Source organism: Rhodococcus kronopolitis (assembly GCF_042654025.1).
Classification (GTDB): domain Bacteria; phylum Actinomycetota; class Actinomycetes; order Mycobacteriales; family Mycobacteriaceae; genus Rhodococcus_G; species Rhodococcus_G kronopolitis.
Window position 1 is genome coordinate 294,036 of sequence record NZ_JBHSFO010000009.1, and the last position, 24,485, is coordinate 318,520.

Annotated in this window: 25 protein-coding genes; 5 read left to right on the forward strand and 20 right to left on the reverse strand. The window is 68.3% G+C overall.

Annotation, left to right across the window (positions count from 1 at the left end; genetic code table 11):
• Positions 1 to 18: 18 nt before the first annotated feature.
• The 4 genes from ACFO6S_RS16090 to ACFO6S_RS16105 all read right to left on the reverse strand — a co-directional run bounded on the left by ACFO6S_RS16090 (position 19) and on the right by ACFO6S_RS16105 (position 3,019).
• The gene (locus tag ACFO6S_RS16090; RefSeq protein ID WP_378418625.1) at positions 19 to 288 is read right to left on the reverse strand and encodes a DUF2516 family protein; all 270 of its coding nucleotides are present in this window, start codon (positions 286 to 288) and stop codon (positions 19 to 21) included.
• Between the two features lie 114 nt (positions 289 to 402).
• Entirely contained in the window at positions 403 to 1,236 is an 834-nt protein-coding gene (locus tag ACFO6S_RS16095) for a heparin-binding hemagglutinin (protein ID WP_378418627.1), read from the reverse strand.
• A complete protein-coding gene (locus ACFO6S_RS16100) occupies positions 1,229 to 1,666 on the reverse strand; it encodes a helix-turn-helix domain-containing protein (RefSeq protein ID WP_378418629.1) in 438 nt (145 codons plus the stop codon). The genes ACFO6S_RS16095 and ACFO6S_RS16100 overlap by 8 nt, the downstream gene beginning before the upstream one ends.
• Before the next feature lie 99 nt (positions 1,667 to 1,765).
• On the reverse strand, positions 1,766 to 3,019 hold the full coding sequence (locus ACFO6S_RS16105; protein WP_378418731.1) for a DUF445 domain-containing protein: 1,254 nt from the start codon (positions 3,017 to 3,019) through the stop codon (positions 1,766 to 1,768).
• Between the two features lie 217 nt (positions 3,020 to 3,236).
• On the opposite strand from ACFO6S_RS16105, the gene ACFO6S_RS16110 reads away from it, so the two are divergent.
• Positions 3,237 to 3,941 (forward strand): TetR/AcrR family transcriptional regulator, encoded by a 705-nt coding sequence (locus tag ACFO6S_RS16110; RefSeq protein WP_378418733.1) that lies wholly within the window; start codon positions 3,237 to 3,239, stop codon positions 3,939 to 3,941.
• A gap of 2 nt (positions 3,942 to 3,943) precedes the next feature.
• A complete protein-coding gene (locus ACFO6S_RS16115; protein ID WP_378418630.1) occupies positions 3,944 to 4,291 on the forward strand; it encodes a DUF4873 domain-containing protein in 348 nt (115 codons plus the stop codon).
• A 2-nt stretch (positions 4,292 to 4,293) separates the two neighbouring features.
• Here ACFO6S_RS16115 and ACFO6S_RS16120 read toward each other — a convergent pair whose 3' ends face one another.
• Positions 4,294 to 5,886 carry a flavin-containing monooxygenase gene (locus tag ACFO6S_RS16120; RefSeq protein ID WP_378418632.1) on the reverse strand — a complete coding sequence of 531 codons (1,593 nt, stop codon included), beginning with the start codon at positions 5,884 to 5,886 and terminating at the stop codon, positions 4,294 to 4,296.
• 180 nt (positions 5,887 to 6,066) lie between these two features.
• On the opposite strand from ACFO6S_RS16120, the gene ACFO6S_RS16125 reads away from it, so the two are divergent.
• Positions 6,067 to 6,930: a polyphosphate kinase 2 family protein gene (locus ACFO6S_RS16125; protein ID WP_378418633.1), complete on the forward strand. Its 864-nt coding sequence runs from the start codon at positions 6,067 to 6,069 to the stop codon at positions 6,928 to 6,930.
• A 36-nt stretch (positions 6,931 to 6,966) separates the two neighbouring features.
• Here the strand turns inward: ACFO6S_RS16125 and ACFO6S_RS16130 are convergent, their stop codons facing one another.
• The 4 genes from ACFO6S_RS16130 to ACFO6S_RS16145 all read right to left on the reverse strand — a co-directional run bounded on the left by ACFO6S_RS16130 (position 6,967) and on the right by ACFO6S_RS16145 (position 9,348).
• On the reverse strand, positions 6,967 to 7,188 hold the full coding sequence (locus ACFO6S_RS16130) for a hypothetical protein (RefSeq protein ID WP_378418635.1): 222 nt from the start codon (positions 7,186 to 7,188) through the stop codon (positions 6,967 to 6,969).
• Between the two features lie 36 nt (positions 7,189 to 7,224).
• Positions 7,225 to 7,479, reverse strand: coding sequence for a hypothetical protein (locus ACFO6S_RS16135; RefSeq protein WP_378418637.1), 255 nt, complete (start codon positions 7,477 to 7,479; stop codon positions 7,225 to 7,227).
• Between the two features lie 99 nt (positions 7,480 to 7,578).
• Complete coding sequence (locus ACFO6S_RS16140; protein ID WP_378418638.1) at positions 7,579 to 8,145, reverse strand: DJ-1/PfpI family protein; 567 nt, start codon at positions 8,143 to 8,145, stop codon at positions 7,579 to 7,581.
• 162 nt (positions 8,146 to 8,307) lie between these two features.
• A complete protein-coding gene (locus ACFO6S_RS16145) occupies positions 8,308 to 9,348 on the reverse strand; it encodes an NAD(P)-dependent alcohol dehydrogenase (RefSeq protein WP_378418640.1) in 1,041 nt (346 codons plus the stop codon).
• 184 nt (positions 9,349 to 9,532) lie between these two features.
• Here ACFO6S_RS16145 and ACFO6S_RS16150 point away from each other — a divergent pair, with 184 nt between their 5' ends.
• Positions 9,533 to 11,047, forward strand: coding sequence for an endoglycoceramidase I (locus ACFO6S_RS16150; RefSeq protein WP_378418641.1), 1,515 nt, complete (start codon positions 9,533 to 9,535; stop codon positions 11,045 to 11,047).
• A 128-nt stretch (positions 11,048 to 11,175) separates the two neighbouring features.
• A complete protein-coding gene (locus ACFO6S_RS16155; RefSeq protein ID WP_378418642.1) occupies positions 11,176 to 12,702 on the forward strand; it encodes an endoglycoceramidase I in 1,527 nt (508 codons plus the stop codon).
• Between the two features lie 82 nt (positions 12,703 to 12,784).
• On the opposite strand, the gene metE is transcribed toward ACFO6S_RS16155, so the two are convergent.
• The 11 genes from metE to ACFO6S_RS16210 form a co-directional block, all read right to left on the reverse strand.
• Positions 12,785 to 15,079 (reverse strand): 5-methyltetrahydropteroyltriglutamate--homocysteine S-methyltransferase, encoded by a 2,295-nt coding sequence (metE, locus tag ACFO6S_RS16160; RefSeq protein WP_378418644.1) that lies wholly within the window; start codon positions 15,077 to 15,079, stop codon positions 12,785 to 12,787.
• Positions 15,080 to 15,234: 155 nt separating this feature from the next.
• Positions 15,235 to 16,131, reverse strand: coding sequence for a 3-hydroxybutyryl-CoA dehydrogenase (locus ACFO6S_RS16165; RefSeq protein ID WP_378418646.1), 897 nt, complete (start codon positions 16,129 to 16,131; stop codon positions 15,235 to 15,237).
• Positions 16,132 to 16,300: 169 nt separating this feature from the next.
• Positions 16,301 to 17,590 carry an isocitrate lyase gene (aceA, locus tag ACFO6S_RS16170; protein WP_378418648.1) on the reverse strand — a complete coding sequence of 430 codons (1,290 nt, stop codon included), beginning with the start codon at positions 17,588 to 17,590 and terminating at the stop codon, positions 16,301 to 16,303.
• Between the two features lie 388 nt (positions 17,591 to 17,978).
• Positions 17,979 to 19,007, reverse strand: coding sequence for an urea transporter (yut, locus tag ACFO6S_RS16175; RefSeq protein ID WP_378418650.1), 1,029 nt, complete (start codon positions 19,005 to 19,007; stop codon positions 17,979 to 17,981).
• Positions 19,008 to 19,013: 6 nt separating this feature from the next.
• Positions 19,014 to 19,925, reverse strand: a complete 912-nt coding sequence (locus ACFO6S_RS16180; protein WP_378418652.1) for an urease accessory protein UreD — start codon at positions 19,923 to 19,925, stop codon at positions 19,014 to 19,016.
• Entirely contained in the window at positions 19,922 to 20,566 is a 645-nt protein-coding gene (ureG, locus tag ACFO6S_RS16185) for an urease accessory protein UreG (protein ID WP_378418654.1), read from the reverse strand. The genes ACFO6S_RS16180 and ureG overlap by 4 nt, the downstream gene beginning before the upstream one ends.
• A 32-nt stretch (positions 20,567 to 20,598) precedes the next feature.
• A complete protein-coding gene (locus tag ACFO6S_RS16190) occupies positions 20,599 to 21,315 on the reverse strand; it encodes an urease accessory protein UreF (RefSeq protein ID WP_378418656.1) in 717 nt (238 codons plus the stop codon).
• A gap of 4 nt (positions 21,316 to 21,319) precedes the next feature.
• Complete coding sequence (locus ACFO6S_RS16195) at positions 21,320 to 21,886, reverse strand: urease accessory protein UreE (protein WP_378418658.1); 567 nt, start codon at positions 21,884 to 21,886, stop codon at positions 21,320 to 21,322.
• 45 nt (positions 21,887 to 21,931) lie between these two features.
• Entirely contained in the window at positions 21,932 to 23,650 is a 1,719-nt protein-coding gene (locus tag ACFO6S_RS16200) for an urease subunit alpha (protein ID WP_378418659.1), read from the reverse strand.
• 37 nt (positions 23,651 to 23,687) lie between these two features.
• Positions 23,688 to 24,119, reverse strand: a complete 432-nt coding sequence (locus tag ACFO6S_RS16205; protein WP_378418661.1) for an urease subunit beta — start codon at positions 24,117 to 24,119, stop codon at positions 23,688 to 23,690.
• A 26-nt stretch (positions 24,120 to 24,145) separates the two neighbouring features.
• Positions 24,146 to 24,448 carry an urease subunit gamma gene (locus ACFO6S_RS16210; RefSeq protein ID WP_378418663.1) on the reverse strand — a complete coding sequence of 101 codons (303 nt, stop codon included), beginning with the start codon at positions 24,446 to 24,448 and terminating at the stop codon, positions 24,146 to 24,148.
• Positions 24,449 to 24,485: the final 37 nt, after the last annotated feature.

Consider the following 24,485-nt stretch of genomic DNA (forward strand, 5'->3'; position numbering starts at 1 on the left):
AACCCGGCGGGACGCGCTCTACCAGCGCGGACCACGCTGAACTTCGTCCACGCGCGGGCGGACGTCGACGAGGTAGACGCAGATGGCGACCACCGCGATGATCCAGAAGAACATGGTGGGCAGGACCAGCACCACCAGCAGCGAAGCGATCAGGATGCCCAGCCAGATCGGCTTGCTGAGCTTGTCGACGGCCGTGAAGGCGTCGGTCCGCTGCCGGACCGCATGGAAGATGGCAAAGGCTCCGGCACCGAGGGTGAGCAGTCGGAGCGCCTCCATGATCAAACCCATGAGGCCGTTAACGGTAGTAAGCACGGGATCCATTCTACGGTCGCGACTCCCGCGCAGCGTGCTGCGCGGGAGTCGACGGCGGGTCCGGCATGCCGAACCTCGGGACTACGGAAATCAGGCGTCCGTGGCCTTCTTGGCCGGAGCCTTCTTGGCCGGCGCCTTCGCGGCGGGCTTGGCCGGCGCAGGCTTGGCCGGGGCCGGCTTCGCAGCGGCCTTGGCCGGGGCCGGCTTCGCAACGGTCTTGGCCGGGGTCGCCTTCGCGACGGCGGCCTTGACCGGGGTGGCCGCGGCGGCCACCTTCGTGGCGGCGGTCTCGGAGGTCGACTCGGCCTTCTCGCCGACGCCGACGAAGCGGTTCGCGACGTTCTCGCCTGCGTCGGTCACCGCGTCGCTGACCTCGTCGGCGACGTCGCTGATCTTCTCCGCGGCGCGACCGGCGAGCTTGGCGGCCTGCTCGCCGACGACCCGGGTCTGACGCGCGACGGTGCCGAGCGCCTCCTCGGTCAGGGTGGCGGCGTCGCCAAGCACCGACTCGGCGCGCTCGATGCCCTCTTCGACGGCCGGCTGGTGACGCAGCCGGTCGACGGCCTCCTCGCCGCGCTCCGCGAGCGAGGTGTAGAGATCGGACGCGACCTTGAGGTACGCCTCGGCGACCTTGCGCAGCTCGTCGGCGGTGAACTTCTCGCGCAGCTCGGCGAGCTCCTCGGGCAGCTCGGACGGCAGCCCGGCGAGGCGCTCGCGCAGCGCCTCGACACCCTCGTTGAGGTCGTCGGCGAGGCTGGCGAAGCGCTCACGGGCACCGTCCACGGTGGCGCCGGCGTCGACACCCTCGTCGGCACGCTGGCGCACCTGGGCGACGACGTCCGCGACGGCCTGGACGACCAGGTCGCCCGCGCCGACCGCGGCGTACAGGGGGGTCTTCACGCTGTCGAAGTTGAGGTCAGTCATTGATGTTCTCCTGTTCAACGGATGAGGAATCGGGACGGGGGTTGTTCTCACGGCAGAACGACTCGTAGATCTCGAGGAGCACCTGCTTCTGACGTTCCGTGATGGCCACGTCGGTGAGCAGGGCGTCGCGCACCGGACTGGCCGCGCGCTGTTCGAGGAATCCGGCCTGCATGTACAGCACCTCCGACGACATCCGGAGGCCCTTCGCGATCTGGCCGAGCACCTCGGCCGAGGGCTTACGCAACCCACGTTCGATCTGGCTCAGGTAGGGATTGCTCACGCCGGCCAACTTCGACAGCTGACGCAACGAGACCTGTGCGGCCTCGCGCTGCGACTTGATGAAGCTGCCGATGTCCTGCGCCGCCGAGCTGACCACCCGCGCCGCCACGTCGGACGCACTGTCGCCGGCCGGCTTGGGCTCGTCGGGCATTGCACTCCCTCACTGGTGGGTGAAATCCACGCTACGGCAGGGTGCTAGCTATTGCAAGCACCCTTGTTAGCGGCCGGTGTCGATCCGGTGAACAGTCGATCAGCCGAACATCAGTTGCGAGAGCGCGTAGATGCCCAGTCCCGCCAGCGCACCGACGACGGTGCCGTTGATCCGGATGAACTGCAGGTCGCGACCCACCTGCAGTTCGATCTTGCGGCTCGCCTCCTCCGCGTCCCAGCGGGCCACCGTGTCGGTGATGACGCCGGTGATCTCGGCCGTGTAGTTCGCACTGACGTAGCGCGCGCCGCTGTCCAGCCAGCCCTCGACCTTGGCGCCGAGCTCCGGTTCGTCGCGCAGGCGAACGCCGAGCCGCATCACGGTGTCCCGGGTCCGGGCCCGCAGCGTGCTCTCCGGGTCGTCGACCGACTCGAGGATCATCCGCTTGGCCACCTTCCACGCCGCCTCGGCCGCGGTGGTCACCTCGGCACGGCCCATGATCTCCGCCTTGACCTTCTCCGCCTTGGCCATCGTGGCGGGGTCGTGCTGCAGGTCGTCGGCGAAGTCGACGAGGAACTTGTTCGCGGCCAGGCGCACCTCGTGGTTCGGGTTGGACCGGACCTTCCAGGTGAACTCGACCAGTTCCCGGTAGATCTTCTCGCCGAGCATGGCGTCGACGAACTTCGGCGACCAGGCCGGGCTGTCCCGGTCGATCACCCGCTCGATGGTCGGTTGACTGGCCAGCGCCCACTGATGGGCCCGTTCGGCGAGCAGGTCGAGCAGCGGCAGCTGCCGGTTCTCGTTGATCAGCTCGGTCAGCACCTTGCCGATCGGCGGCCCCCACGCGGGCTCCGCGAGCCGTCGCACGATGGTGTTGTCGATGATCTGCTGGACGTCCTCGTCGCGGAGCACGCTGACGAACCCACGCAGGATCGTCGCCGTCTCGGCGGCCACCCGCGCGGCATGGTCGGGCTCGGCCATCCAGGTGCCGACGCGCACCGGAATCTGCGCCGCGTGCAACTTCTCCGACACCACGTCGGGCGCCAGGAAGTTCTCCCCGACGAAGCTGCCGAGGCTGCTGCCGAGTTGGTCCTTCTTCTTCTTGATGATCGCGGTGTGCGGGATCGGCAGGCCCAACGGGTGCCGGAACAGCGCGGTGACCGCGAACCAGTCGGCGAGCGCGCCGACCATGCCTGCCTCCGACGCCGCGCGCACGTAGCCGACCCACTCGCCCGCTCCCCGCGTCTCCTGCCAACGACAGAACAGGTAGACGACGGTCGCGAACGCCAGGAACGAAGTGGCGAGCAGCTTCATCCTGCGAAGGTCACGCCGCTTGGCGGCGTCGTCCGTCTCCATCAATTTCGTCACACCGCCATTGTGCCGAAATCGGCGGCAGGGGAATTTGTCCACGACACCACGGGGACGGGCGCCCGCACACAATCCGCACCACTAAGCTGGTCCGGAGATCAAGATCTGAACGGATGTGGCAAACCCAGTGCCGAAGAAGACAGCTCCCACACCATCGGACCTCGGTCACCCCGAGGCCGACCCGGCCGACGCCGCGACACCCGCCGTGACCTCGGATGCCGCGGACGCGAAGGAAGACAAGCCCGACGGCCGCAAGCGCCGGTGGCGCAACCACAAGATCGCGCGGCGCGAGGAGCTCGTCGACGGCACGATCGCCGCGATCCGCGCTCGCGGCCGGGACATCGGCATGGACGACATCGCCTCGGAGATCGGCGTGTCGAAGACCGTCCTGTACCGGTACTTCACCGACAAGAACGACCTGACCAGCGCGACCATGATGCGCTACGTCGAGACCATCCTGGCGCCGCGGATGTACTCGGCCATCGGCGGCGACATGGACGAGTACGAGCTGACCCGGGTAGCCATCACCGCCTACGTCGAGACGGTGGCCTCGGACCCCGAGGTGTACCTGTACGTGATGGCGAACAGTTCCGGCCCGAACCGCGACGTGGTCGCCGAGTCCGAGCGGATGATCGCCGACCTGCTCTCCGCGGTGCTGGGCGAGCGACTGCGCCAGATGGAGATGGACTCGGGTGGCGCGCTGCCCTGGGCCTACGGCATCGTCGGCGCCGTGCAGCTGGCCACCCACTGGTGGATCTCCAACAAGTCCATGACGGCCGCCGACCTGATCGACTACCTGACGATGATGACCTGGGGTGGGATCACCGGAATCGCCGCGGTCGCGGGCTCGCCTGCCCGCTTCAAGACCGTCCCGCACCCGCTGATCCCGGAGCCCGTCGAGGGCAGCTGACGGTGCGCGAGTCCCCCACCGCCACCGGCGGCGAACCCGACCGGCCCGACGGCTACACCGGACCGGCGCTGGTCACCGTCGGCGACGGTCCCGTCCTCGCACTGGAGGTGCAGCTGGCCGGCCACTTCGAGCCGATCAGCGGGCGCTACCGGTGGCAGGGCCGGGTCCGCGGACTGACGGAGGCGCTCGGCGCCGCGGACCCGCCTGCACCCGGCACCGAACTCGAGATCGAGACACCCGAGGGCACCGGTACCGCGCGGGTGACGGCCGTCGACCTGTGGGGCAGCCACCTGGTCCGGTCCGTGTCCGGGCGGCCCTTCGGCGCACGGCCCCAGCACGAGCTCGACTAGCGTCAGACCAGGTTGCTGCCGGGCGCACCACGCGGGCTCCCCCGGCACGGAGGTCCGGAATTCGCGCCTGCCCCGCCGCCAACGGAAGCCGTTGGGCCCGTAGCCAGTTCGAAGTCGTCGGGGTCGACCACCCGGGTCCGCAGCCAGTACTGCCAGGTGAACCCGGGCCAGATGGTGCGGTTGACCCCCCTCGCGTCCAGGTACCAGCTGACGCAGCCGCCGGTGGACCAGACCCCTCGCGAGAGCCTGCGCTGGATGTCCACGTTGAACCGGTCCTGCACCGTGGCGCGGACCGAGATCGCGTCGGCCCCGCGGTCGTCGACCAGCGCCATCGCGGCGCACGCGTACCGGATCTGTTGTTCGATCATGAACACGACCGAGTTGTGCCCGAGCCCGGTGTTCGGCCCGAGCAGGAAGAAGGCATTGGGGTATCCCGCCGCGGTGATCCCGAGGTGCGTCGCGATGCCGTCCTGGTTCCACCGCGAGACCAGGTCGCGGCCGTCGGCCCCGACGAGGTTCACGTTCTCGAATCCGTCGGTCACGTGAAACCCGGTGGCGTAGATGATCACATCCACGTCCCGCTCGACACCGTCGGCGGTGACGATGCCGGTCGCGGTGACCCGCTCGATCGGATCGGTGACCACCTCCACGTTCGGCCGGGCCAGCGCCGGGTAGTAGTCGTCGGAACCGAGGATCCGCTTGCAGCCGATCCGGTAGCTCGGAGTCAGCCGCCGGCGCAGGTCGGGGTCGTCGACGGATTTGGCGATGTTGGCCCGCGCGGACCGTTCGATCGGCGCCATCAGGTTCGCGTGTCCGTTGAGCCCGAGCCCCAACGCCTCCATCGTCCAGTAGATCCCGTATCGGAAGGTCCTGCGCAGCAACGGAACCCTCCGGAAGGCTCGTCGCACGCCCGGGGGAATGGCGAAGTTCGTTCGGGGTACCACCCAGGCGGGGGTGCGCTGGTAGAGCTGCAGCCCGGCGACCCGGTCCACGATCTCGGGCACGACCTGGACCGCGCTGGCTCCGGTGCCGATCACGGCCACCCGCCTACCGGTGAGGCCGCAGCCGTGGTCCCACCGGGCCGAGTGGAACACCGTGCCGCCGAAGGTCTGCGCGCCGGGCAGCGCCGGGACGTTCGGGACGTGCAGCGCGCCGACCGCCGAGACCAGGAACTGCGCGACGTACTCGGTGCCGTCGGCGGTGCGGACGTGCCAGCGGCGCTCGGTCTCGTCCCAGCGGCCGCCCGAGCTCGACCGGCCGAAGTGGATGTTGCGGTACAGGTCGTACTTGTCGGCCAGTCCGCGGAGGTACGCGAGGATCTCGGGCTGCGCCGACCACATCCGGGACCAGTTCGGGTTCGGCTCGAACGAGAACGAGTACATGTGCGAGGGCACGTCGCAGGCGCAGCCCGGGTAGGTGTTCTCGCGCCAGGTGCCCCCGACCGCGTCGGCCTTCTCCAGCACCAGGAAGTCCCGACGACCGGCCCGCACGAGCTCGATCGCCATGCCCAGCCCGGAGAAGCCCGTGCCGATGATCAGCACCCGGGTCCGGTGGACCCGGGTGCCTTCGGCGCCCCCACCGGCCGCGCTCACCATGCCCGTCTCCCTGCCGACTCGGCGATGTATCCGGCTCGGCATCGAGTGTTCGCCGGACCCCCACCACTGTCAACGCCCGCCGCACCCGGCACCGTCGACACCTCCCCGGAAATCCGACTTCGCCCCGAAACACGGTGCGGCGCCCGGCATATCCGGCGCCGACGTGACACCCTCGTCCCCATGTCCAACAAATCCCACGAGGGCTGGTCCGTCCCCGCCGTCGACGCCGTACGAGTCACCCCGAGCACCCGGGTTGCCGACCTGGACCGCAACGGAACCCCCGGATTCGACGGCGACAAGGCACTCGGCGAGCGGCTGCTCGAAGAGCGCGGCGCCCATCTGTCGGCGTTGCAGGAGAAGCTGTACGCGAACGGCCGCGCCACCGACGAGAACCGGTCGGTGCTGCTGATCCTGCAGGGCATGGACACCGCGGGCAAGGGCGGGATGGTCCGAAACGTGATCGGCCACATGGACCCGCAGGGCGTCGACCACGCGGCGTTCGGGGTGCCCACCGAGGAGGAGAAGCGCCACCACTACCTGTGGCGGATCCGCAAGGCACTGCCCCGCAACGGGCAGGTCGGCGTCTTCGACCGGTCGCACTACGAGGACGTCCTGGTGGTGCGGGTGCACAACCTGGTGCCGCCCGAGCAGTGGGAACCGCGCTACGACGAGATCAACCACTTCGAAAAGGAACTGGTCGAGTCCGGGACCACGCTGATCAAGGTGGCGATGTTCGTCTCGCTCGACGAGCAGAAGAAGCGCCTCGCGGAACGACTCGACCGGCCCGACAAGTACTGGAAGTACAACCCGGGTGACGTCACCGAACGCGGCTACTGGCCGCAGTACCAGCAGGCCTACCAGGACATGCTCGACCGCACCTCGACCGAGCACGCCCCGTGGCACGTGGTGCCCTGCGACCGCAAGTGGTACAGCCGCCTCGCTGTCACCGAGCTGCTCATCGACGCGTTGGAGCGGCTCGACCTGCACTGGCCGCCGGCCGACTTCGACGTCGAGGTCGAGAAGGCCCGGCTGGCCGCGTCCTGACCCCGGCCCGGGCGCTGCCGCGGGCGGTCGCCGGAGTCAGGGGAAGTGCGGCGTCTGCAGGTTCAGCTTGTGGTCGTGGTGGATCGTCCCGCCGACCACTCCGACGGCCGAGGCGATCGCCACCAGGCACGTCACACCGGCGATGACGGCGAAGCCTCCGTACCCCGAACCGGCAGCGACCAGGAAGAGCCCCAGCGTCGCCACCGCGAGGAGTCCGAGCATGAAACCCGTCCAGGTCGCAAAGATGTTCAGTTTCATCGTCTACCCCTCGCGCTGAGTGTTCGACGGACTCGGTCAGCCGCGCTCGGGCCAGGCGTCGCCGCCGGGCAGCGGGAAGCGTGGCGTGTGGCGGTGGACGTGGTGATCGTGGCGCACGGTGCCGCCGACGATGCTCGCGGCGACCACGAGTGCGGCCAGACAGAGGCCGCCCGACACGAGGGCCCAGCCCGTGAAGCCCGACCCGGCCGCGAGCAGGGTCAGGGCGAAGGTCACCAGGGCAAACAGACCAAGCGCGTAGCTCGTCCATTCGGCAAACAGTTGGAGCTTCATGGCTCGTGCCTCCCCAATTCGAGGGCCGGTAGTTGTCCTCGACGCTACGCCCGGGCAGTGATCTGCAACAGTGCCTTCATACGCGGCCTACCTGCGACGTCAGAGCCGATCCACCCGTAGCGGGTGCTGGGTGAGCTTGCCGACCAGCGCGGCGCAGAAGTGGTGCAGGTCCGCGGTACCCCGGCTGGTCACCAGGTTCCGGTCCACCACCACGACCTCGTCCACGTGGACGCCGCCGGCGTTGACGATGTCCGTGCGCAGGCTCGGCGCGGCCGTCAGGGTGCGACCGTCCACCGCGGCCGCCTCGATCAGCAGCCAGGGCGCGTGCCCGATCGCGCCGACGGTCTTGCCGACGTGCACGAAGTGCCGCACGAACGCCGTCGCGTGCTCGTCGAGTCGCAGGCGGTCCACGTTCAGCATCCCGCCCGGCAGGATCAACCCGTCGTAGTCGTCCGCGACGGCCCGGGAGACGAGTGCGTCGACCGGGATCCTGTCCGCGGTGATCACGTCCGCGCGGTACGCCTGGATCTCGCCCGCCGCCACGGACAGCAACGCCGTGGTCCCGCCGGCAAACTCCACCGCACGACGCGGTTCCATCAGCTCGTCCTGCTCGACGCCGTCGACGGCGAGCACCGCCACCCGGCGACCTTCGAGTTGCCCGGCCATCCCAGACTCCTTCGCCCACCCGATTCAGTATGGCCCCGCTGCCGCACCGCCAAAAGGGGTCACGGCGGCGGGGCCGCCCCAAATCACGGCGGGGGGCCGCCCCGAATCGCGGCGGCGGTCCGGGTGGCGGTTCCGCTCAGAATGTCCCCGCGGCGGCGCCGCTCAGAATGTCCCCGCGTCGATCACGAAGCGGTAGCGGACGTCGCTGCGCACCACCCGGTCGAAGGCGTCGTTGATCTCGTCCGCGGCGATCACCTCGATCTCCGCGACGATGCCGTGCTCGGCGCAGAAGTCCAGCATCTCCTGGGTCTCGGCGATCCCGCCGACCATCGAGCCCGCGAGGCTGCGGCGGTTGGACGCCAGGGAGAACCCGCGCACCTCGATCGGCTGCTCCGGCAACCCGAGCTCGACGAGCGCACCGTTGATCGCGAGCAGCGACATGTAGGCGTCCATGTCGAGGTTCACCGAGACCGTGTTCAGGATCAGGTCGAACCGCGAACGGAGCTCCTTGAACGTCGCGGGGTCGCTGGTGGCGTAGTAGTGGCTGGCGCCGAACTTCAGCCCGTCCTCCTGCTTGCTCAGCGTCTGACTGAGCACCGTCACCTCGGCGCCGAGCGCGTGTGCGATCTTCACCCCGACGTGCCCGAGTCCGCCCATCCCGATGATCGCGACCCGTTTGCCGGGACCCGCGCCCCAGTGGCGCAGCGGCGAGTAGAGCGTGATTCCCGCGCACAGCAGCGGCGCCGCGACGTCGAGGGCCAGGCCGTCCGGCACGGACAGCACGAAGGCCTCGGTGACAACGATGTGGGAGGAGTAGCCGCCCATCGTGTACTCCCCGTCCGCGGTCCGGGAGTTGTAGGTCTGGACCACCCGCGCGACGCAGTACTGCTCGTCGCCCGACACACACGCCTCGCAGGTGCCGCAGGAGTCCACGAAGCAGCCGACACCGACGCGGTCGCCGACGTCGTGCCTGGTCACCTCGCCTCCGACGGCCGCAACGATCCCGGCGATCTCGTGACCCGGCACGACGGGATAGTGCGTGCCGCCCCACTCGTTGCGCGCGGTGTGGATGTCGGAATGGCAGATGCCGGCGTACTTGATCTCGATGAGCACGTCGAGCGGACCGAGGTCACGGCGCCGGACTGCGGTCTTCTGGAGCGGCGCATCGGCCGAGGTCGCCGCGTAGGCGGAAGCGGTAAGCATGCGTACATCCCTACCCCTCACCCGGGCGAGCCACCCAATCACGCAAACCATTAGCTGTGATCAGGATCACGACACATTGTCAGAGTGACTTACGCCACAGCATTTTCCCGCTACGCTGTCGCGAACTAGACAAACGTCCAACTCGATCGTCGCCCGACCCCACCGGCTGAACCCGAGGAGACAGATGCGCAGGTTACTTTCGCTAGGAATCGCAGCAGCAGTGATCGGCGGCTTCATCTCCGCGGCGCCCATCGTCGCCGGCGCCCAGGGTCCTGCTCCGACACCCGCCAGCAAGCTCCGTTCCGAGGGCAGCGCGCTGGTCGACGAGTTCGGTCGCACCGTCCTGCTGCACGGCGTCAACAACGTCGACAAGGAGGCGCCGTACCTCAATGCCGGCGACGGCCTCACGGTCACGCCACAGGACGCCGACCTGCTCGCCCGGCACGGGTTCAACACCGTCCGGCTCGGGGTCTCGTTCGACGCGATAATGCCGGAGCGGGGCCGGATCGACGACGCCTACCTCGGCCGAGTGGCCGGCACCGTCGACATGCTCGCCGCCCGGGGCATCCACGTCCTGCTCGACAACCACCAGGACGGCCTCTCCTCGCCGTGGACCGGCAACGGCTTCCCCGCCTGGGCGATCGAGGCCAGGCCCGCTGAAGGCGAGCCGAACCCCGGATTCCCGCTCTACTACCTGATGCCCAGTGCGAACAAGGGCTGGGACGAGGTCTGGAACAACACCCACGGCGCCCTCGACTACCTCGGCGACGCGCTCGCCGCGCTCGCCACCGAGGTGAAGGGCAAGCCGGGCGTGATGGGCATCGAGCTGCTGAACGAGCCGTGGCCCGGCACGCCGTTCCTCACCTGCTTCCCCGGCGGCTGCCCGGACTTCGACCGCAAGTACCAGGCGGCGATGCAGAAACTCACCGACGCCGTCCGCGCCGCGGACCCGACGGTCCCGGTGTACTGGGAGCCCAACGTCACCTGGAACCAGCTGATGCCCTCCAACCTGGCCAACCCGCCGAAGACGCCGGCCATCAACGACCCGAACATCGTCTTCGCCCCGCACGACTACTGCATTCCCAGCCAGCTCGCGATCTACCTCGGCCTGCCGGAGGGGCTCAAGGCCCTGTGCACCACGACGCAGAACAACACCTGGGCCAACATCGACGCGGTCACCGAGCGCGCCGACATCCCCACCGTGGTGACCGAGTTCGGTGACGGCGACCCGACGGTGCTGGCCAACACCCTCGCGCGCGCCGACGAACGCTTCATCGGCTGGCAGTACTGGCACTACAGCAGCATCTTCGGCCCGCAGGGCGGAACCGACCCGTTCCTCGGGGCGATCGGACCGCAGCTGGTACGCACCTACCCGCAGGCCACCGCGGGGGTTCCCGACAAGATGAAGTTCAACCCCGACAACGGTGACTTCGTCTACCGGTACATCCCGAAGGCCTCGACCAAGCCCACCGAGATCTACGTCTCCGACCTGCACTATCCGGACGGCTACGCGGCCACGGTGGACGGCGGCACGATCACCTCGGCGCCGGGCGCCCGCCTGGTCACCGTCCAGGCCAACGGGGTCGGCCCGGTCACCGTCAAGGTCAACCGGCCCGGGTCCCCCGGCGCCGAACTGCCCGGCGGTGACGGCCTGCTCTCCGCCGGATCCTCGGGCAGCTCGGGTAGCTCGGGCTCGTAAGCCCCATGCCACAAACCGAAGGGCCCGCACTTTTCGACGAACTGCGGGCCCTTCGTGCCGCGTCGATACACCGTGTCGTGCCGACACACCCGAGTAGTCCTCACTGGACACAAACCCCGAGGAAAAAGATGCACAGGTTACTTTCGTCAGGAATCGCCGCTGCGGTGCTGGTCGGTCTCATCGCCGCGACGCCACTCGTCGCAGGCGCCCAGGACCTTGCCCTCGCGCCCGCCGGCAGGCTCCACGCCGAGGGCACCGCGCTGGTCGACGAATTCGGCCGGACGGTGCTCCTGCACGGGGTCAACAACGTCGACAAGTTTGCGCCGTTCATGAACCCCGGCGACGGCCTCAACGTCAACGCGCAGGACGCGGACCTGCTCGCCCGGCACGGCTTCAACACCGTCCGGCTCGGGGTGTCCTTCGATGCGTTGATGCCCGAGCGAGGCCAGGTCGACCATGCGTACCTGGACCGGGTCGCCGACACCGTCGACGTGCTCTCGGCCCGGGGCATCCACGTCCTGCTCGACAACCACCAGGACGGACTCGGCCAACCCTGGGGAGGCAACGGCTTTCCGTCGTGGTCCCTCGAGTCCAGGCCCTCCCCCGCCGAACCCAACCCCGGATTCCCGTTGTTCTACCTCATGCCGAGCATGAACCGTGCCTGGGACGAGGTCTGGAACAACACCCACGGAGTCCTCGACCACCTCGGTCAGGCGCTCGGCGCGCTGGCCGCCAGGGTGGAGGGCAAGCCGGGCGTGCAGGGCATCGAGCTGATGAACGAGCCGTGGCCCGGCTCGCCCTTCCTCACCTGCTTCCCGAACGGCTGCCCGGACTTCGATCGGAAGTACCAGGCGGCGATGCAGAAGCTCACCGACGCCGTGCGCGCCGAGAATCCGACGGTCCCGGTGTACTGGGAGCCGAACGTCACCTGGAACGAGACGATGCCCTCGAACCTCGCCAACCCGCCGACGACGCCGGCCATCACCGACGACGACATCGTCCTCGCGCCGCACGACTACTGCATTCCCGCCGAGCTGGCCATCTACCTCGGTCTCCCGCCGGAACTTCGCGCCCTGTGCGGCCTGCAGCAGGACAAGACGTGGGGGAACATCGACTCGTTCACCGAGCGCGTGAACATCCCGACCGTGGTGACCGAGTTCGGCAACAACGACCCGACCGTCCTGGCCAACACCCTCGAGCACGCCGACCGGCGATTCATCGGCTGGCAGTTCTGGCACTACAACAGCATCTTCGGGCCCGACGGCGGCACCGACCCGTTCCTCGGGCCGATCGGCCCGCAGCTGGTACGGACCTACCCGCAGGCCACCGCGGGTGTTCCCAGGGCGATGACCTACAACCCCGACAACGGCGACTTCATCTACCGGTACACCCCGAAAGCCTCGACCAAGCCAACCGAGATCTACGTCTCCGACCTGTCATACCCCAACGGCTACGTGGCCGCAGCCGACGGCGGCACGATCACCTCGGCGCCGGGCGCCCGTCTCGTCACCGTCACTGCCGACGGCACCGGCCCGGTCACCGTCAAGGTCAACCGGCCCGGTTCTGCCGGCGCGGAACTGCCTGCCGGCGAGGGAGACTCGAGCTCTGCCGGCTCCTCGGGCAGTTCGGGTAGTTCGGGTAGTTCGGGCTCGTAACGGCACGCACACCGCACCCGTACGACGATGGAGGGGCCCGGACCGATCACTCGGTCCGGGCCCCTCCTGTCGGCGCATCCGCCTACGACGCGACGTTCGCCTGCTCACCGCGGCGACGCAGCCGCCGGGCCGCCGCCACCATGTTGCGCAGCGCGGGCTCGAGCTGCCAGTAGTGACGGGTCTTGAGGCCACCGTCCGGGTTCGCCCACAGCCGGTCCAGTTCCACCGACTTCGCTGCCTCGCTGAGCAACTCGTCGAGCTCGTCGATGTCCGGGATCCGCGCGGAGCGGCTCTCGTACACACCGGGCCCGACACCGTGGGTGAGCTTGCGCTCCTTGATCGCCTCGAGCACCCAGGAGATCGACCGGGTCGCCACGATCGCCGTGACGTCGCAGTCCATCCGCTCGATGGCGTCGACCACCGACGCCTGACTGGTGTAGGCCAGGTGGGTGTGGATCTGCGTCCCCGGCTTGGCGCCGCCGGTCGCCAGTCGGAAGGCGTCGACGGCCCAGTCCAGGTACTCGGTCCGCCCGCCCGCGCGCAGCGGCAGCAGCTCGCGGATCGCCGGCTCGTCGACCTGGATGATCGAGATGCCCGCGGCCTCGAGGTCCGCGATCTCGTCCCGGATCGCCAGCGCCAGCTGGTCGGCCGTCTCGTGCAGCGGCTGGTCCTGCCGGACGAAGGAGCGGGCCAGCATGGTGATCGGGCCGGTGAGCATGCCCTTGACCGGCCGGTCCGTCAGCGACTGCGCGTAGCTGATCCACTCCACGGTCATCGGGCCGCGGCGCAGGACGTCCCCGTAGAGCACCGGCGGACGCACGCAGCGGCTGCCGTAGGCCTGCACCCAGCCGTTGTGCGTGAACGCGAACCCGTCCATCAGCTCAGCGAAGTACTGGATCATGTCGTTGCGCTCGTGCTCACCGTGCACCAGGACGTCGAGGCCGATGTCCTCCTGCAGGCGGATGGTCCGCTCGATCTCGTCCTGGATGCGCTTGACGTACTCGTCCCGGTCGAGCCGGCCCTCGACGAGTTCGTACCGCGCGCTGCGGGCCGCGTCGGACTGCGGGAACGAACCGAGCGTGGTCGCGGGCACCTTCGGCAGGTTCAGCTTCTGCTGCTGGGCGACCCGACGCTCCTCGTAGGGCGCGCGGACCCGGTCGGCCTCCTTGATGTTGTTGACCCGCTGGCGCACCTCGTGCTTCTGCTTGAAGTGCACCGACGTCGGCTTCTTGCGCCAGCGCTCCGACGGCCCCTCGCTGAGCGCCTTGGCCAGCGAGACCACCTCGCCGACCTTCTGCTTGGCGAAGGCCAGCCGGTCCGCGACGTCGCCGTCGAGGTCCCACTCGGCGAGCACGTCGTACGGGACGTGCATGAGCGAGCACGAGGTGGAGACGACCAGGTCCGGGATCACGTCCCGCAGGGACGACAGGTAGGCCAGCTTGCTGACGTTGTCGCTGCGCCAGACGTTGCGCCCGTTGACCACGCCCGCGTAGATCCGCTTGCGCTTGAGCCCCGGGATCTCGGCCAGTCTGTCGGCGCTGACCTTGCCGTAGACCAGGTCCAGGCCCAGCGCCTCGACCTTGGTGGCGGCCAGGATCGGCAACGCCTCACCGAGGTTGCCGTACGGGCCGGTGACCAGCAGTCGCGGTCGCAGCGGCGCGTGCGAGAGCGTGGTGTACGCGCGGCGCAGGGCGTCCAGCTCGTCCGCGGTCCGGTCCTGGGTGAACGCCGGCTCGTCGAGCTGGATGCAGGTGGCGCCGGCCTTGGCAAGCTTCTCGAACAGCGCCGCGTACTGCGCCAGCAGCGGCTCGAGCAGGTCGAGGGTCGAGAAGCCCTCGTCCGCGTCGGCGGCGACCTTCGAGAGCAGCAGCAACGAGACCGGTCCGAGCACGACGGGACGCAGCTCGATGCCGCTCGCCTTGGCCCGGGCGAACTCGTCCATCAGTGCGTCGGCGTGCAGCGAGAACTCCGTGCCCTGGTCCAGCTCGGGCTGACGGTAGTAGTAGTTGGTGTCGATGTACCGGACCAGCTCGAGCGGCGGGAAGTCCGGGCGTCCGCGGGCCATGGTGAAGTAGAAGTCGAGCTCGTTCAGCTGGCCCTGCAACGGCGCGAACCGGGTCGGGACGGCGCCGAAGAGCAGCGCGTTGTCGAGCACGTGGTCGTAGAAGGAGAAGGTGTTGCCGGGCACCTGCGACAGGCCCGTGGCGGCGAGTTCACGCCAGGTCTCGTCCTGCAGTTCGCGGCCGACGGCGACGAGCTCGGCCTGAGTGCCCTGTCCGTGCCAGTAGGCCTCGAGTGCGCGCTTGAGTTCGCGGCGGGGTCCGATCCGCGGGTATCCCAGGATGCTGGAGCCGTAGGTGGCGGCGCTGCTGCTCATCGTGTCGACCTCTCCGTGATGTTCACTGCCGTCGATCTGTCACTGCCGGCCATGGTCACTGCCGAGATGCGCTGCGCGCCCGTGCACCATCTTCACTGTCACAGCGGTGAAGAGGCGCACGGGCGCGCGGGCATGTCCGGCGGATCCCTACCTGACTAGCTGGCCTGCTTGCCGGAACGGCCGTTGTCGCCGTACTCGTAGAAGCCGGCACCCGACTTCTTCCCGGTCAGTCCCGCCTCGACCATGCGCAGCAGCAGCGGGGGCGCCGAGTAGAGCGGCTCCTTGAACTCCTCGTACATCGAATCGGCGATCGACTTGACGGTGTCGAGACCCACCAGGTCGGTCAGCGCCAGTGGACCCATCGGGTGCGCCAGGCCCAGGACCGTCGCCTTGTCGATGTCTTCCTTGGTGGCGAAACCGGACTCCACCATGCGGATCGCGGAGAGCAGGTACGGCACCAGCAGCGCGTTGACGACGAAGCCGGAACGGTCGGCCGACCGGACGACCTGCTTGCCCAGGACCTCGCCTGCGAAGGCCTCGGCGCGGGCGGTGACCGCCGCGCTGGTCTTGAGGGTGGTCACCAACTCGACGAGCGGGAGCACCGGGACGGGGTTGAAGAAGTGCATGCCGATGACCCGCTCGGGGCGCTTGGTCGTGATGCCCAGCTTCATGATCGGAATCGACGACGTGTTGGAGGCGAGCACCGCGTCCGGGTCGGTCACGATCGAGTCGAGCTCGGCGAAGATGTCGCTCTTGATCTTCTCGTCCTCGACGACGGCCTCCACGACGAGCTGGCGGTCCGCGAAGTCCCCGAGATCGGAGGTGAAGCGCAGCCGCCAGGCGGCCTGCTCGCGCTCGCGTTCGGTGATCTTGCCGCTGCTGACGCCGCGGTCGAGCGAGCGCAGGATGCGGGAGCGACCGGCGGCCGCGAGCTCACGGGTCTGCTCGAACACCAGGACGTCGACGTGGGCTCGTGCGCACACCTCGGCGATACCGGAACCCATGATCCCGGCGCCGATCACGCCGACGCGCTGAATCTTCTCACTAGTCACGTCGGATCTCCTCAACCTTGACTGCGCTTCGGTGACAACAGATTTGGCGAGTACATGGGTAACTCACCGGGTACGTCCAAAAGCCTCGAACTTCGGAAACCGGCGGCCCGCAACGCAAATCGCGGGCCGCCGATCCAGTACGCCGAAATCAGGAGAGGCGGCTCAGCTCCTAGTGGAACTGGCCCTCTTCGGTGGAACCCTTCAGCGCCGCGGTGGACGTGTTGGGGTCGACCGTGGTGGCGATCTTGTCGAAGTAGCCGGCGCCGACCTCACGCTGGTGCTTGATGGCGGTGAAGCCACGCTCCTCGGCGGCCTTGAACTCGCGCTCCTGCAGGTCGACGAAGGCGGTCATGCCCTCGCGGGCGTAGCCGTGCGCCAGGTCGAACATGCCGTAGTTGAGCGAGTGGAAGCCGGCCAGGGTGATGAACTGGAACTTGAAGCCCATCGCGCCGAGCTCCTTCTGGAACTTCGCGATGGTCGCGTCGTCCAGGTGCTGCTTCCAGTTGAAGGACGGGGAGCAGTTGTAGGCCAGCAGCTGGTCCGGGAACTCGCTGCGGACGGCCTCGGAGAACTTCTTGGCGACCTCGAGGTCCGGCACGCCGGTCTCCATCCAGATGAGGTCGGAGTACGGCGCGTAGGCCTTGGCGCGAGCGATGCAGGGCTCGATGCCGTTCTTGATGCCGTAGAAGCCCTCGGCCGTGCGGGTGCCGTCGAGGAACGGGCGGTCACGCTCGTCCACGTCGGAGGTGAGCAGGGTGGCGGCCTCGGCGTCGGTGCGCGCGATGACGACGGTGGGGACGTCCGCGACGTCGGCCGCGAGACGCGCCGAGGTCAGGGTGCGGATGTGCTGCTGGGTGGGGATGAGCACCTTGCCACCGAGGTGGCCGCACTTCTTCTCCGACGCGAGCTGGTCCTCCCAGTGCGAGCCGGCGACGCCGGACGCGATCATGGCCTTCTGCAGCTCGTAGACGTTGAGCGCGCCGCCGAAGCCGGCCTCGCCGTCCGCGACGATCGGGGCGAGCCAGTTCTCGACCGAGGTGTCACCCTCGACCTTGGCGATCTCGTCGGCGCGCAGCAGCGCGTTGTTGATGCGACGGACGACCTGCGGGACCGAGTTGGCCGGGTACAGGCTCTGGTCCGGGTAGGTGTGACCCGAGAGGTTCGCGTCACCGGCGACCTGCCAGCCGGAGAGGTAGATGGCCTTGAGGCCTGCGCGGACCTGCTGCACGGCCTGGTTGCCGGTGAGGGCACCGAGGGAGTTGATGTAGTCCTCGTTGTTCACGAGGTCCCACAGGATCTCCGAGCCACGGCGAGCGAGGGTGGCCTCCTCGACAACGCTGCCCTGCAGCTTGACGACCTGCTCGGCGGTGTAGTTGCGGGTGACGCCCTTCCAGCGAGGATTGGTGTCCCAATCGTTCTGGATCTCAGCTGCGGTCTTCGGGGTGCCGGTGGTCGACATCGAGGCTCCACTCTCTTGTATCTGCTGGTCCGGTACGGATGTACTGCTTCACATCCTTGCCAGTCCCTTCGGGTGTACTTAGAAAGAGTGGCACAACCGAAAACACCCGTCTACCTGTTACTAATGCCAATCTTGGCTACTTTCTCATCCGCATTTGCTAACTTTGCAAACTTTCATTGCGCCCAATCGCCTGCTTGGGTGGCGGAAAGTTACCGGCCGGTAGAACAAACCGGCAGGCAGCGGGCGTGCGGGGCAGGCGGGCCCGTGTCCCGGTTTGCTACCGGCGAGTAGGTCCGTGGATCACCGGGGACCGACCCGGCTGTGAGGGCAATCACCGTCGACCGGGCGGGAGTCCGGTGCGCAAGACGGACATGGGCGTGCCACCGCCCTACCCGGACGCCCGCGACTCCGCGGACCCGCCGGCGAGGGTGCCGTGCTGGACCGGGGCGAACTGCTTCTTCGGGAGCAGGAACAGCCACGTCGCGAAGACGAAGGGCCCGGTGCCCGCAGGCAGCGAGATCGGCGCGAACGCCGAGACCAGCGCGCCGTGGATCATCACGGTCACCAGCACCCCGAAGACCGTGTACACCAGCACCCGCCACGACGGGTCGTAGAAGACCGAGCCGAGGGCGATGGCCGTGAGCACCGCGCTCAGCCCGTACAGCCCGTTTCCGACGTCGACCGAGTTGGCGCCCAACGCGAGCACCGTGGCGGTAGCGACCGCCGACCCGGTCAGTGCGAACAGCGCCGCCCACCGCGAGGCCACCAGCAGGGCGAGCACGAAGATCACCCCGGTGACGGTGTTGTCGATCAGGAAGATCTGGGACACGTTTCGGAAGAGCGTGTGCCACAGGTAGCCGGCGGTGAGGTCGGCGTGCGCCGCCGCGGCGCCGATGTTCTGCGGGAACTGGCCGGCCGCCAAGGGCGATGTCTCCAGCCGGAGGAACTGGAACGCGGCCAGCAGCAGCAGCCAGTTCACCAGGTTGAACGGGAAGGTCAGCGCGGGCACCTGCCAGGTCTGGAAGACGTTGGCGACGGCCATGAACACCACTGTCGACGTCGCCGCGCCCAGCACCAGGTACACCCACAACGCCGCCCCGCCTGCGAGGAAGGTGGGCAGCGCGGCACCGACCAGGATCCCGTTGAAGCCGTACAGCCCGGAACGCAGGGACTCCGGGTCCGGGTTCAGCAGCAGCGCGGTCACCGTGGCGACCACCAGCCCGACGACGGCGCCGACCGCCACCGAGGCGGTGTCCGCGGCGACCGCGCCCCAGCAGATCCCGACCAGGAACAGCAGCCCGGTGAGCGGGTTCCCCTGGAACATCACCTGCCCGGCGCCCTTGAGGACGGTGTCGACGAACCGCGCCGCCGCGCTGCGTTCGGCCGCCCGGTCCCAGGGCGCGGTCAGTGCGCTCATCGCCGTTCAACCCCACAGCGGTACGTCGGGAATGGGTTCTCCCCGCACCGTCCGGCGTACCAGCGCCCAGAACTCGCGCACCTTCGCGTGCACCGGCGCGCTCTCGGGCCCGAGCACCTTGTAGATCAGTCCGGCGTCGTTCGGCAGCCGGCTCGCGCCGGCCACCGTCTGCTCGCCCTCGCGCCTGCCTGCCGTCACCTGGTCGAGGATCGCGTCCGCGTGCCGCTTCGGGGTGAGCAGCACGACGTTGCCGAAGACGTCGTGGCCACCCATGGCGCCGGCCAGGCGCACCGGCCAGCGCGCCGGTTCGATCAGCAGCTTCTCGGTGAACAGATCCGTCCCGTCCGGCCGTGTCGCGTTGACCAGCGCCGAGTACACGTCGTACTCGAACAGCTCCCCGCCGCGGTGGTACTTGCGGCCCGGCATCACCACCTCGGAGAACAGCAGGGTCGCGGTCGGGTCGACGGTGACGTCGGTGCGCACGAAGTACCGGGCGTGCCGGTGCGGGATCGTGGTGCCCGGCATCAGCTCCAGGTACGAGTTCTCCGCCAGCACCAGTGTCTGCACCTGGGAGGCGAAGTTCGCGTCCATCTCGTGCACCTTGGTCGCCGACTGCGTCGTCACGTGCGCCATCGACCCGGGCGCCATCGTGATGTCGACGTAGAGCCGGTCGCCCTGCAGCACACAGCCCGAGGTGGAGATCATGAAGACACACGGCATCCCGCGCGTCGCCTCGTCCCAGTAGAGCGCCTGCTGAACCAGCAGCGGGGTCTTCCGGTAGAGGTGCGCCAGGATCGACCGCTCACCCCGGTCCTCGAACCGCATCTCGAGGATCCCGGTCTTGCCCACCCCACCGGACGGCGCCTGCCTCGGCTCGTCCTGGTAGGGCGCCAGCTCCGGGACCGCGAGCGGATTCACGTCGCGGCCGCCTCGGCCTCCTCGGGACTGTCGAACAGGACGCCGTGCACGATCTCGTTCACCACGTCCTCGATGCCCTCACCGGTCATGCAGTTGGTGAAGATGAACGGCTTCCCGCCCCGCATCAGTGCCGAATCGTGCGCCATCACATCGAGATCCGCGTGGACGTACGGCGCGAGGTCGGTCTTGTTGATGACCAGGATGTCCGACTGGGAGATGCCGGGGCCGTTCTTGCGCGGGATCTTGTCGCCGGCGGCGACGTCGATGACGTAGATGAAGTAGTCCACCAGAGCCGGGCTGAAGGTGAGGGTGAGGTTGTCGCCGCCGCTCTCGATGAACACCACGTCCGTGCCCGGAAACATCCGCTCCATGTCCTCGACCGCGGCGAGGTTCATGCTCGGGTCCTCGCGGACCGCAGTGTGCGGGCAGGCACCGGTCTCCACGCCCACGATCCGCTCCTCGATGAGGACGCCCTTGAGGGCCCGGCGCACGTGCTTGGCGTCCTCGGTGGTGACCACGTCGTTGGTGACCACCAGGACGCTGGTGCCCCGGCTGACGAACTCCGGCGTGATCGCCTCGATGAGCGCCGTCTTGCCCGAGCCCACGGGACCACCGATCCCGATGCGAGTTGTCTTCTTCATCGTTCTCCCTCTTCGGTCATGAGCATCCGGCACTAGGTCATGAACATTCGGACGTGTGAACGCACGTGCACCGCGGCCAGGATGTCGGCCATCGGCGCAAAGGTGGCCATGTCGGCGAGCCCGCGATCCGCCACCGCCGCGTACTCGCGGGCGGCATTCTCGTTGACCTCGAAGAGGATCTCCTGGGTGGCGACGTGGTCCACCCGGAGCAGCCGCAGCGCGGCGCCGAGGACTGTCATCGCGGCGCCGTACTGGTGCGCGGCGAAGGCGTCCTGTTCCGGAGAACCCATCTCCGCGAAGGCAATTCCCATGCCCACCGGGTAGGTTCCCGGCGTCTCCCCCGCCTGAACCGCCGCCAGCCACTTGCCCAGCACCACGCCGTGACCCAGCCGGACGCCGAGCTCGGCGAGCTTCTTGCCCATCCTCGTCGACATCGTGCGGGCTTCCTCGTTGAGCTTGCGGCAGAGCACCGCGTGGTCCGCGGACAACACCCGGACGAAGTCCCCGCCGACCGCACCGCGGTGTGCCTCCAGGACGGCGACGCCGTCGCAGGTGGCGGCCTGGCGGGTGACGGTGAGCACGAACTCGCGGAGCGTGGCGGCATCGGTCACCACCGACTCCGAGACGGCGGACTCGAGGCCGTTGGAGAAGGAGAACGAACCGACCGGGAACATCGAGTCGGCGAACTGGATCACCCGCATCGCGCGGGTGATGTCGGCTGCGGCAGCCTCAGCCCCGAGGGGTGGCATCTGCTCAGCCCTGCGGGACGGCATGGGTGTGCCCCTCGCCCTCCCGCGCGGCCGCGCCGAACAACCGCCGCGCCTCGTGCGGGGCCAGGTACGGGATCACTTCCGCGCCGGGCCGGAAGCCGTACTCGATCCCCTCGAAGGCGTGGGTCTTCATCACCGATCCCATCACCGCCTTGTCGACGGTGAGCGGGACGTAGACCCGGGTGCCCTTCACCACGGCCGGCCAGTGCTGATTGCCCACGGCGTGGCCGAGTTCGAGGCAGGTCGCGATCACGGTCTCGGGCGCGGACCCGAGCAGGCCCGCGAGTTCGATCTCCATCACGTCCTTGAGGTTGATCCGGGCCGCCACCAGCGTGCCCGCGTCCTCGTCCCAGGCCAGGACGTCGCCGTCGCGCAACTGCACCCCCCGGTCGAGAGAGAGCGCGACCTCCACCCCGTCCTCGGTGGTGCGGCGAATCCGGCTCTTCTGCGCCTCCCACTGGTCGAGGACGAGGTAGTCGACCTTCGCGTTCGCCTGACGGGAGGCCCACCCGGGGTCCTCCAGGTTGCCGAGAACGGTGTTGACCCGCATGAGCTGTCCCTGCGCTGGCGTGAGCCTCTCCGACACGGGTGTCCCCTAACTGAAGAAGTGGGTTTGATTCATGCTGACGGTTTCGGCCGGTTCGACGTACGCGTGCACGCCGTCCGCGGTGACCGCGAAGGTCTCCGGGTCCACCTCGATCTTCGGAGTGACGCTGTTGCGCACCAGGTCCCGCTTGGTGATGGTCCGCGTGCCTTCGACGGCGACCACTTCACGGTCGAGCCCGAGACGATCCTTGATCCCGGCGTCGGCGGCGGCGCGGGAGACGAAGGACACCGAGGTCTGCTGCAGCGCCTTGCCGAACGCCCCGAACATCGGCCGGTAGATCACCGGCTGCGGCGTCGGGAGCGAGGCGTTGGGGTCGCCCATGGCGTGCCAGTGGATCGCGCCGCCCTTGATCACCATCTTGGGCTTGGCGCCGAAGAAGGCCGGCTCCCAGAGCACCAGGTCAGCCATCTTGCCCGGCGCAACGGACCCGAGAGACTTGGAGATACCCCAGGTCAGGGCCGGGTTGATGGTCACCTTGGCCACGTAGCGCAGCACTCGGAAGTTGTCGTTGCCCGGCGCGTCCTCCGGCAGCTTTCCACGCGCCTTCTTCATGCAGTCCGCGGTCTGGATGCACCGGAGCCAGTTCTCACCGACCCGTCCCATCGCCTGGGAGTCGCTCGAGATCATCGAGATCACACCCATGTCCTGGAGCACGTTCTCGGCGCCGATCGTCTCCGTGCGCACCCGACTCTCGGCGAACGAGACGTCCGAGGGCACCTTCGGATTCAGGTTGTGGCACACCATGATCATGTCGAAGAGCTCGGCCTGGGTGTTGATGCCGTACGGCAGCGTCGGGTTGGTCGAGGACGGCAGCACGTTGTCCTCACCGGTGACCTTCAGGATGTCGGGAGCGTGCCCGCCGCCCGCACCCTCGCTGTGATAGGTGTGGATGGTGCGGCCCTCGAAGGCGGCGATGGTGTCCTCGACGTAGCCCGCCTCGTTCAGGGTGTCGGTGTGAATGGCCACCTGGACGTCGAACTCGTCGGCCACCTCGAGCGCCATGCGGATCGCGGCGGGCGTCGAACCCCAGTCCTCGTGCACCTTCATTCCCGCGGCCCCGGCACGGATCTGCTCCGCCAACGAGTTGTGGACGGACGAGTTCCCCTTTCCGCACATCAGGGTGTTGACCGGCAGACCCTCGTTGGCCCTGAGCATCATCTCCATGTTCCAGACACCGGAGGTGATGGTGGTGCCGTTGGTGCCGTCGGAGGGACCGATGCCGCCGCCGACCAACGTCGTGACGCCGTTGCTGAGGGCGTGGTACGCCTGTTGGGGGGCGATCAGGTGCACGTGCGGGTCGATGCCCGCGGCGGTGAGGATCAGCTGCTCACCGGAGATGGCGTCGGTGGCCGGGCCAGCAGTCAGGCCCGGGGTGACGCCCTCCATGGTCCCGGAGTGGCCTGCCTTCCCGACGCCGACGATCTTGCCGTCCTTGATGCCGACGTCGGCCTTGACCACACCGAGCAGCGCATCGACGACCACCACGTTGGTGATCACCAGGTCGAGGGCCCCGTCGATGCTGCACGAGGTGGGGTCCTGTCCCATGCCGTCGCGCAGGGTCTTGCCGCCGCCGTAGATCGACTCGTCGCCGATCACCCGAAGATCCTTCTCGACCTCGATGAGGAGATCGGTGTTGCCGAGGCGGATCTTGTCACCCGTAGTGGCACCGAAGAGCCCGGAGTATTCCTGCCGCGAGATCTTGGTCATGTGCGTATGCCTCTTCCTCACTCGAACGGTGCATCGATCATTCGAACGTGAAGCCGTCTTCCTTCGCCTTCGCCACCGCGACCGCAAACCGCGGCCGGTACGCCGCATGCGTCGGGCCCCAGCCGCCCACCAGACCGTTGAAGCCGTGGATGCGCTGCTTGCCTCCGAACGGCACCAGCGTGACCTCGCGCTCGTCACCCGGCTCGAATCGCACCGCGGTTCCGGCCGGAATGTCGAGCCGCCAGCCGAAAGCTGCTTCCCTGTCGAAGGCCAGGGCCCGATTGGCCTCCATGAAATGGAAGTGCGATCCCACCTGGATCGGACGATCCCCGGTGTTGCGAACCGTGATCGTCTGTCTCGGGCGGCCTCCGTTGATCTCGATCTCCTCGTCGAGCAGGACGTAGCCGCCGACCGGAACGTTTGCTGTGTCGCTCGTGGACTTGTCGGCGGACTTGCCGGACTTCGCCATGACGTCGCTTCCCTTCGTCGGTCGCGCTACTGGATCGGTGAGTGCACGGTCACCAGACGGCTCCCGTCGGTGAACACCGCCTCGACCTGCACCCTCGGGATCATGTCGGCCACACCCTCCATGACGTCGTCCACGGTCAGCGTGTGTGAGGCATCGGCCATCACCTGTTCCAGGGTCTTGCCCTCGCGAGCACCCTCCAGCGCGGCAGCGGAAATCACCGCCACGGACTCGGGATGATTGAGTTTGAGCCCCTTGGCCTTTCGCTTCAGGGCCACCTCGGCAAGCATGAGAATCGTCAGTTTGTCGAGTTCGCGTGGCGTCAGGTGCATTCCGATCTCCTTTCACTCGTGTCCTTTTCGTGACTGC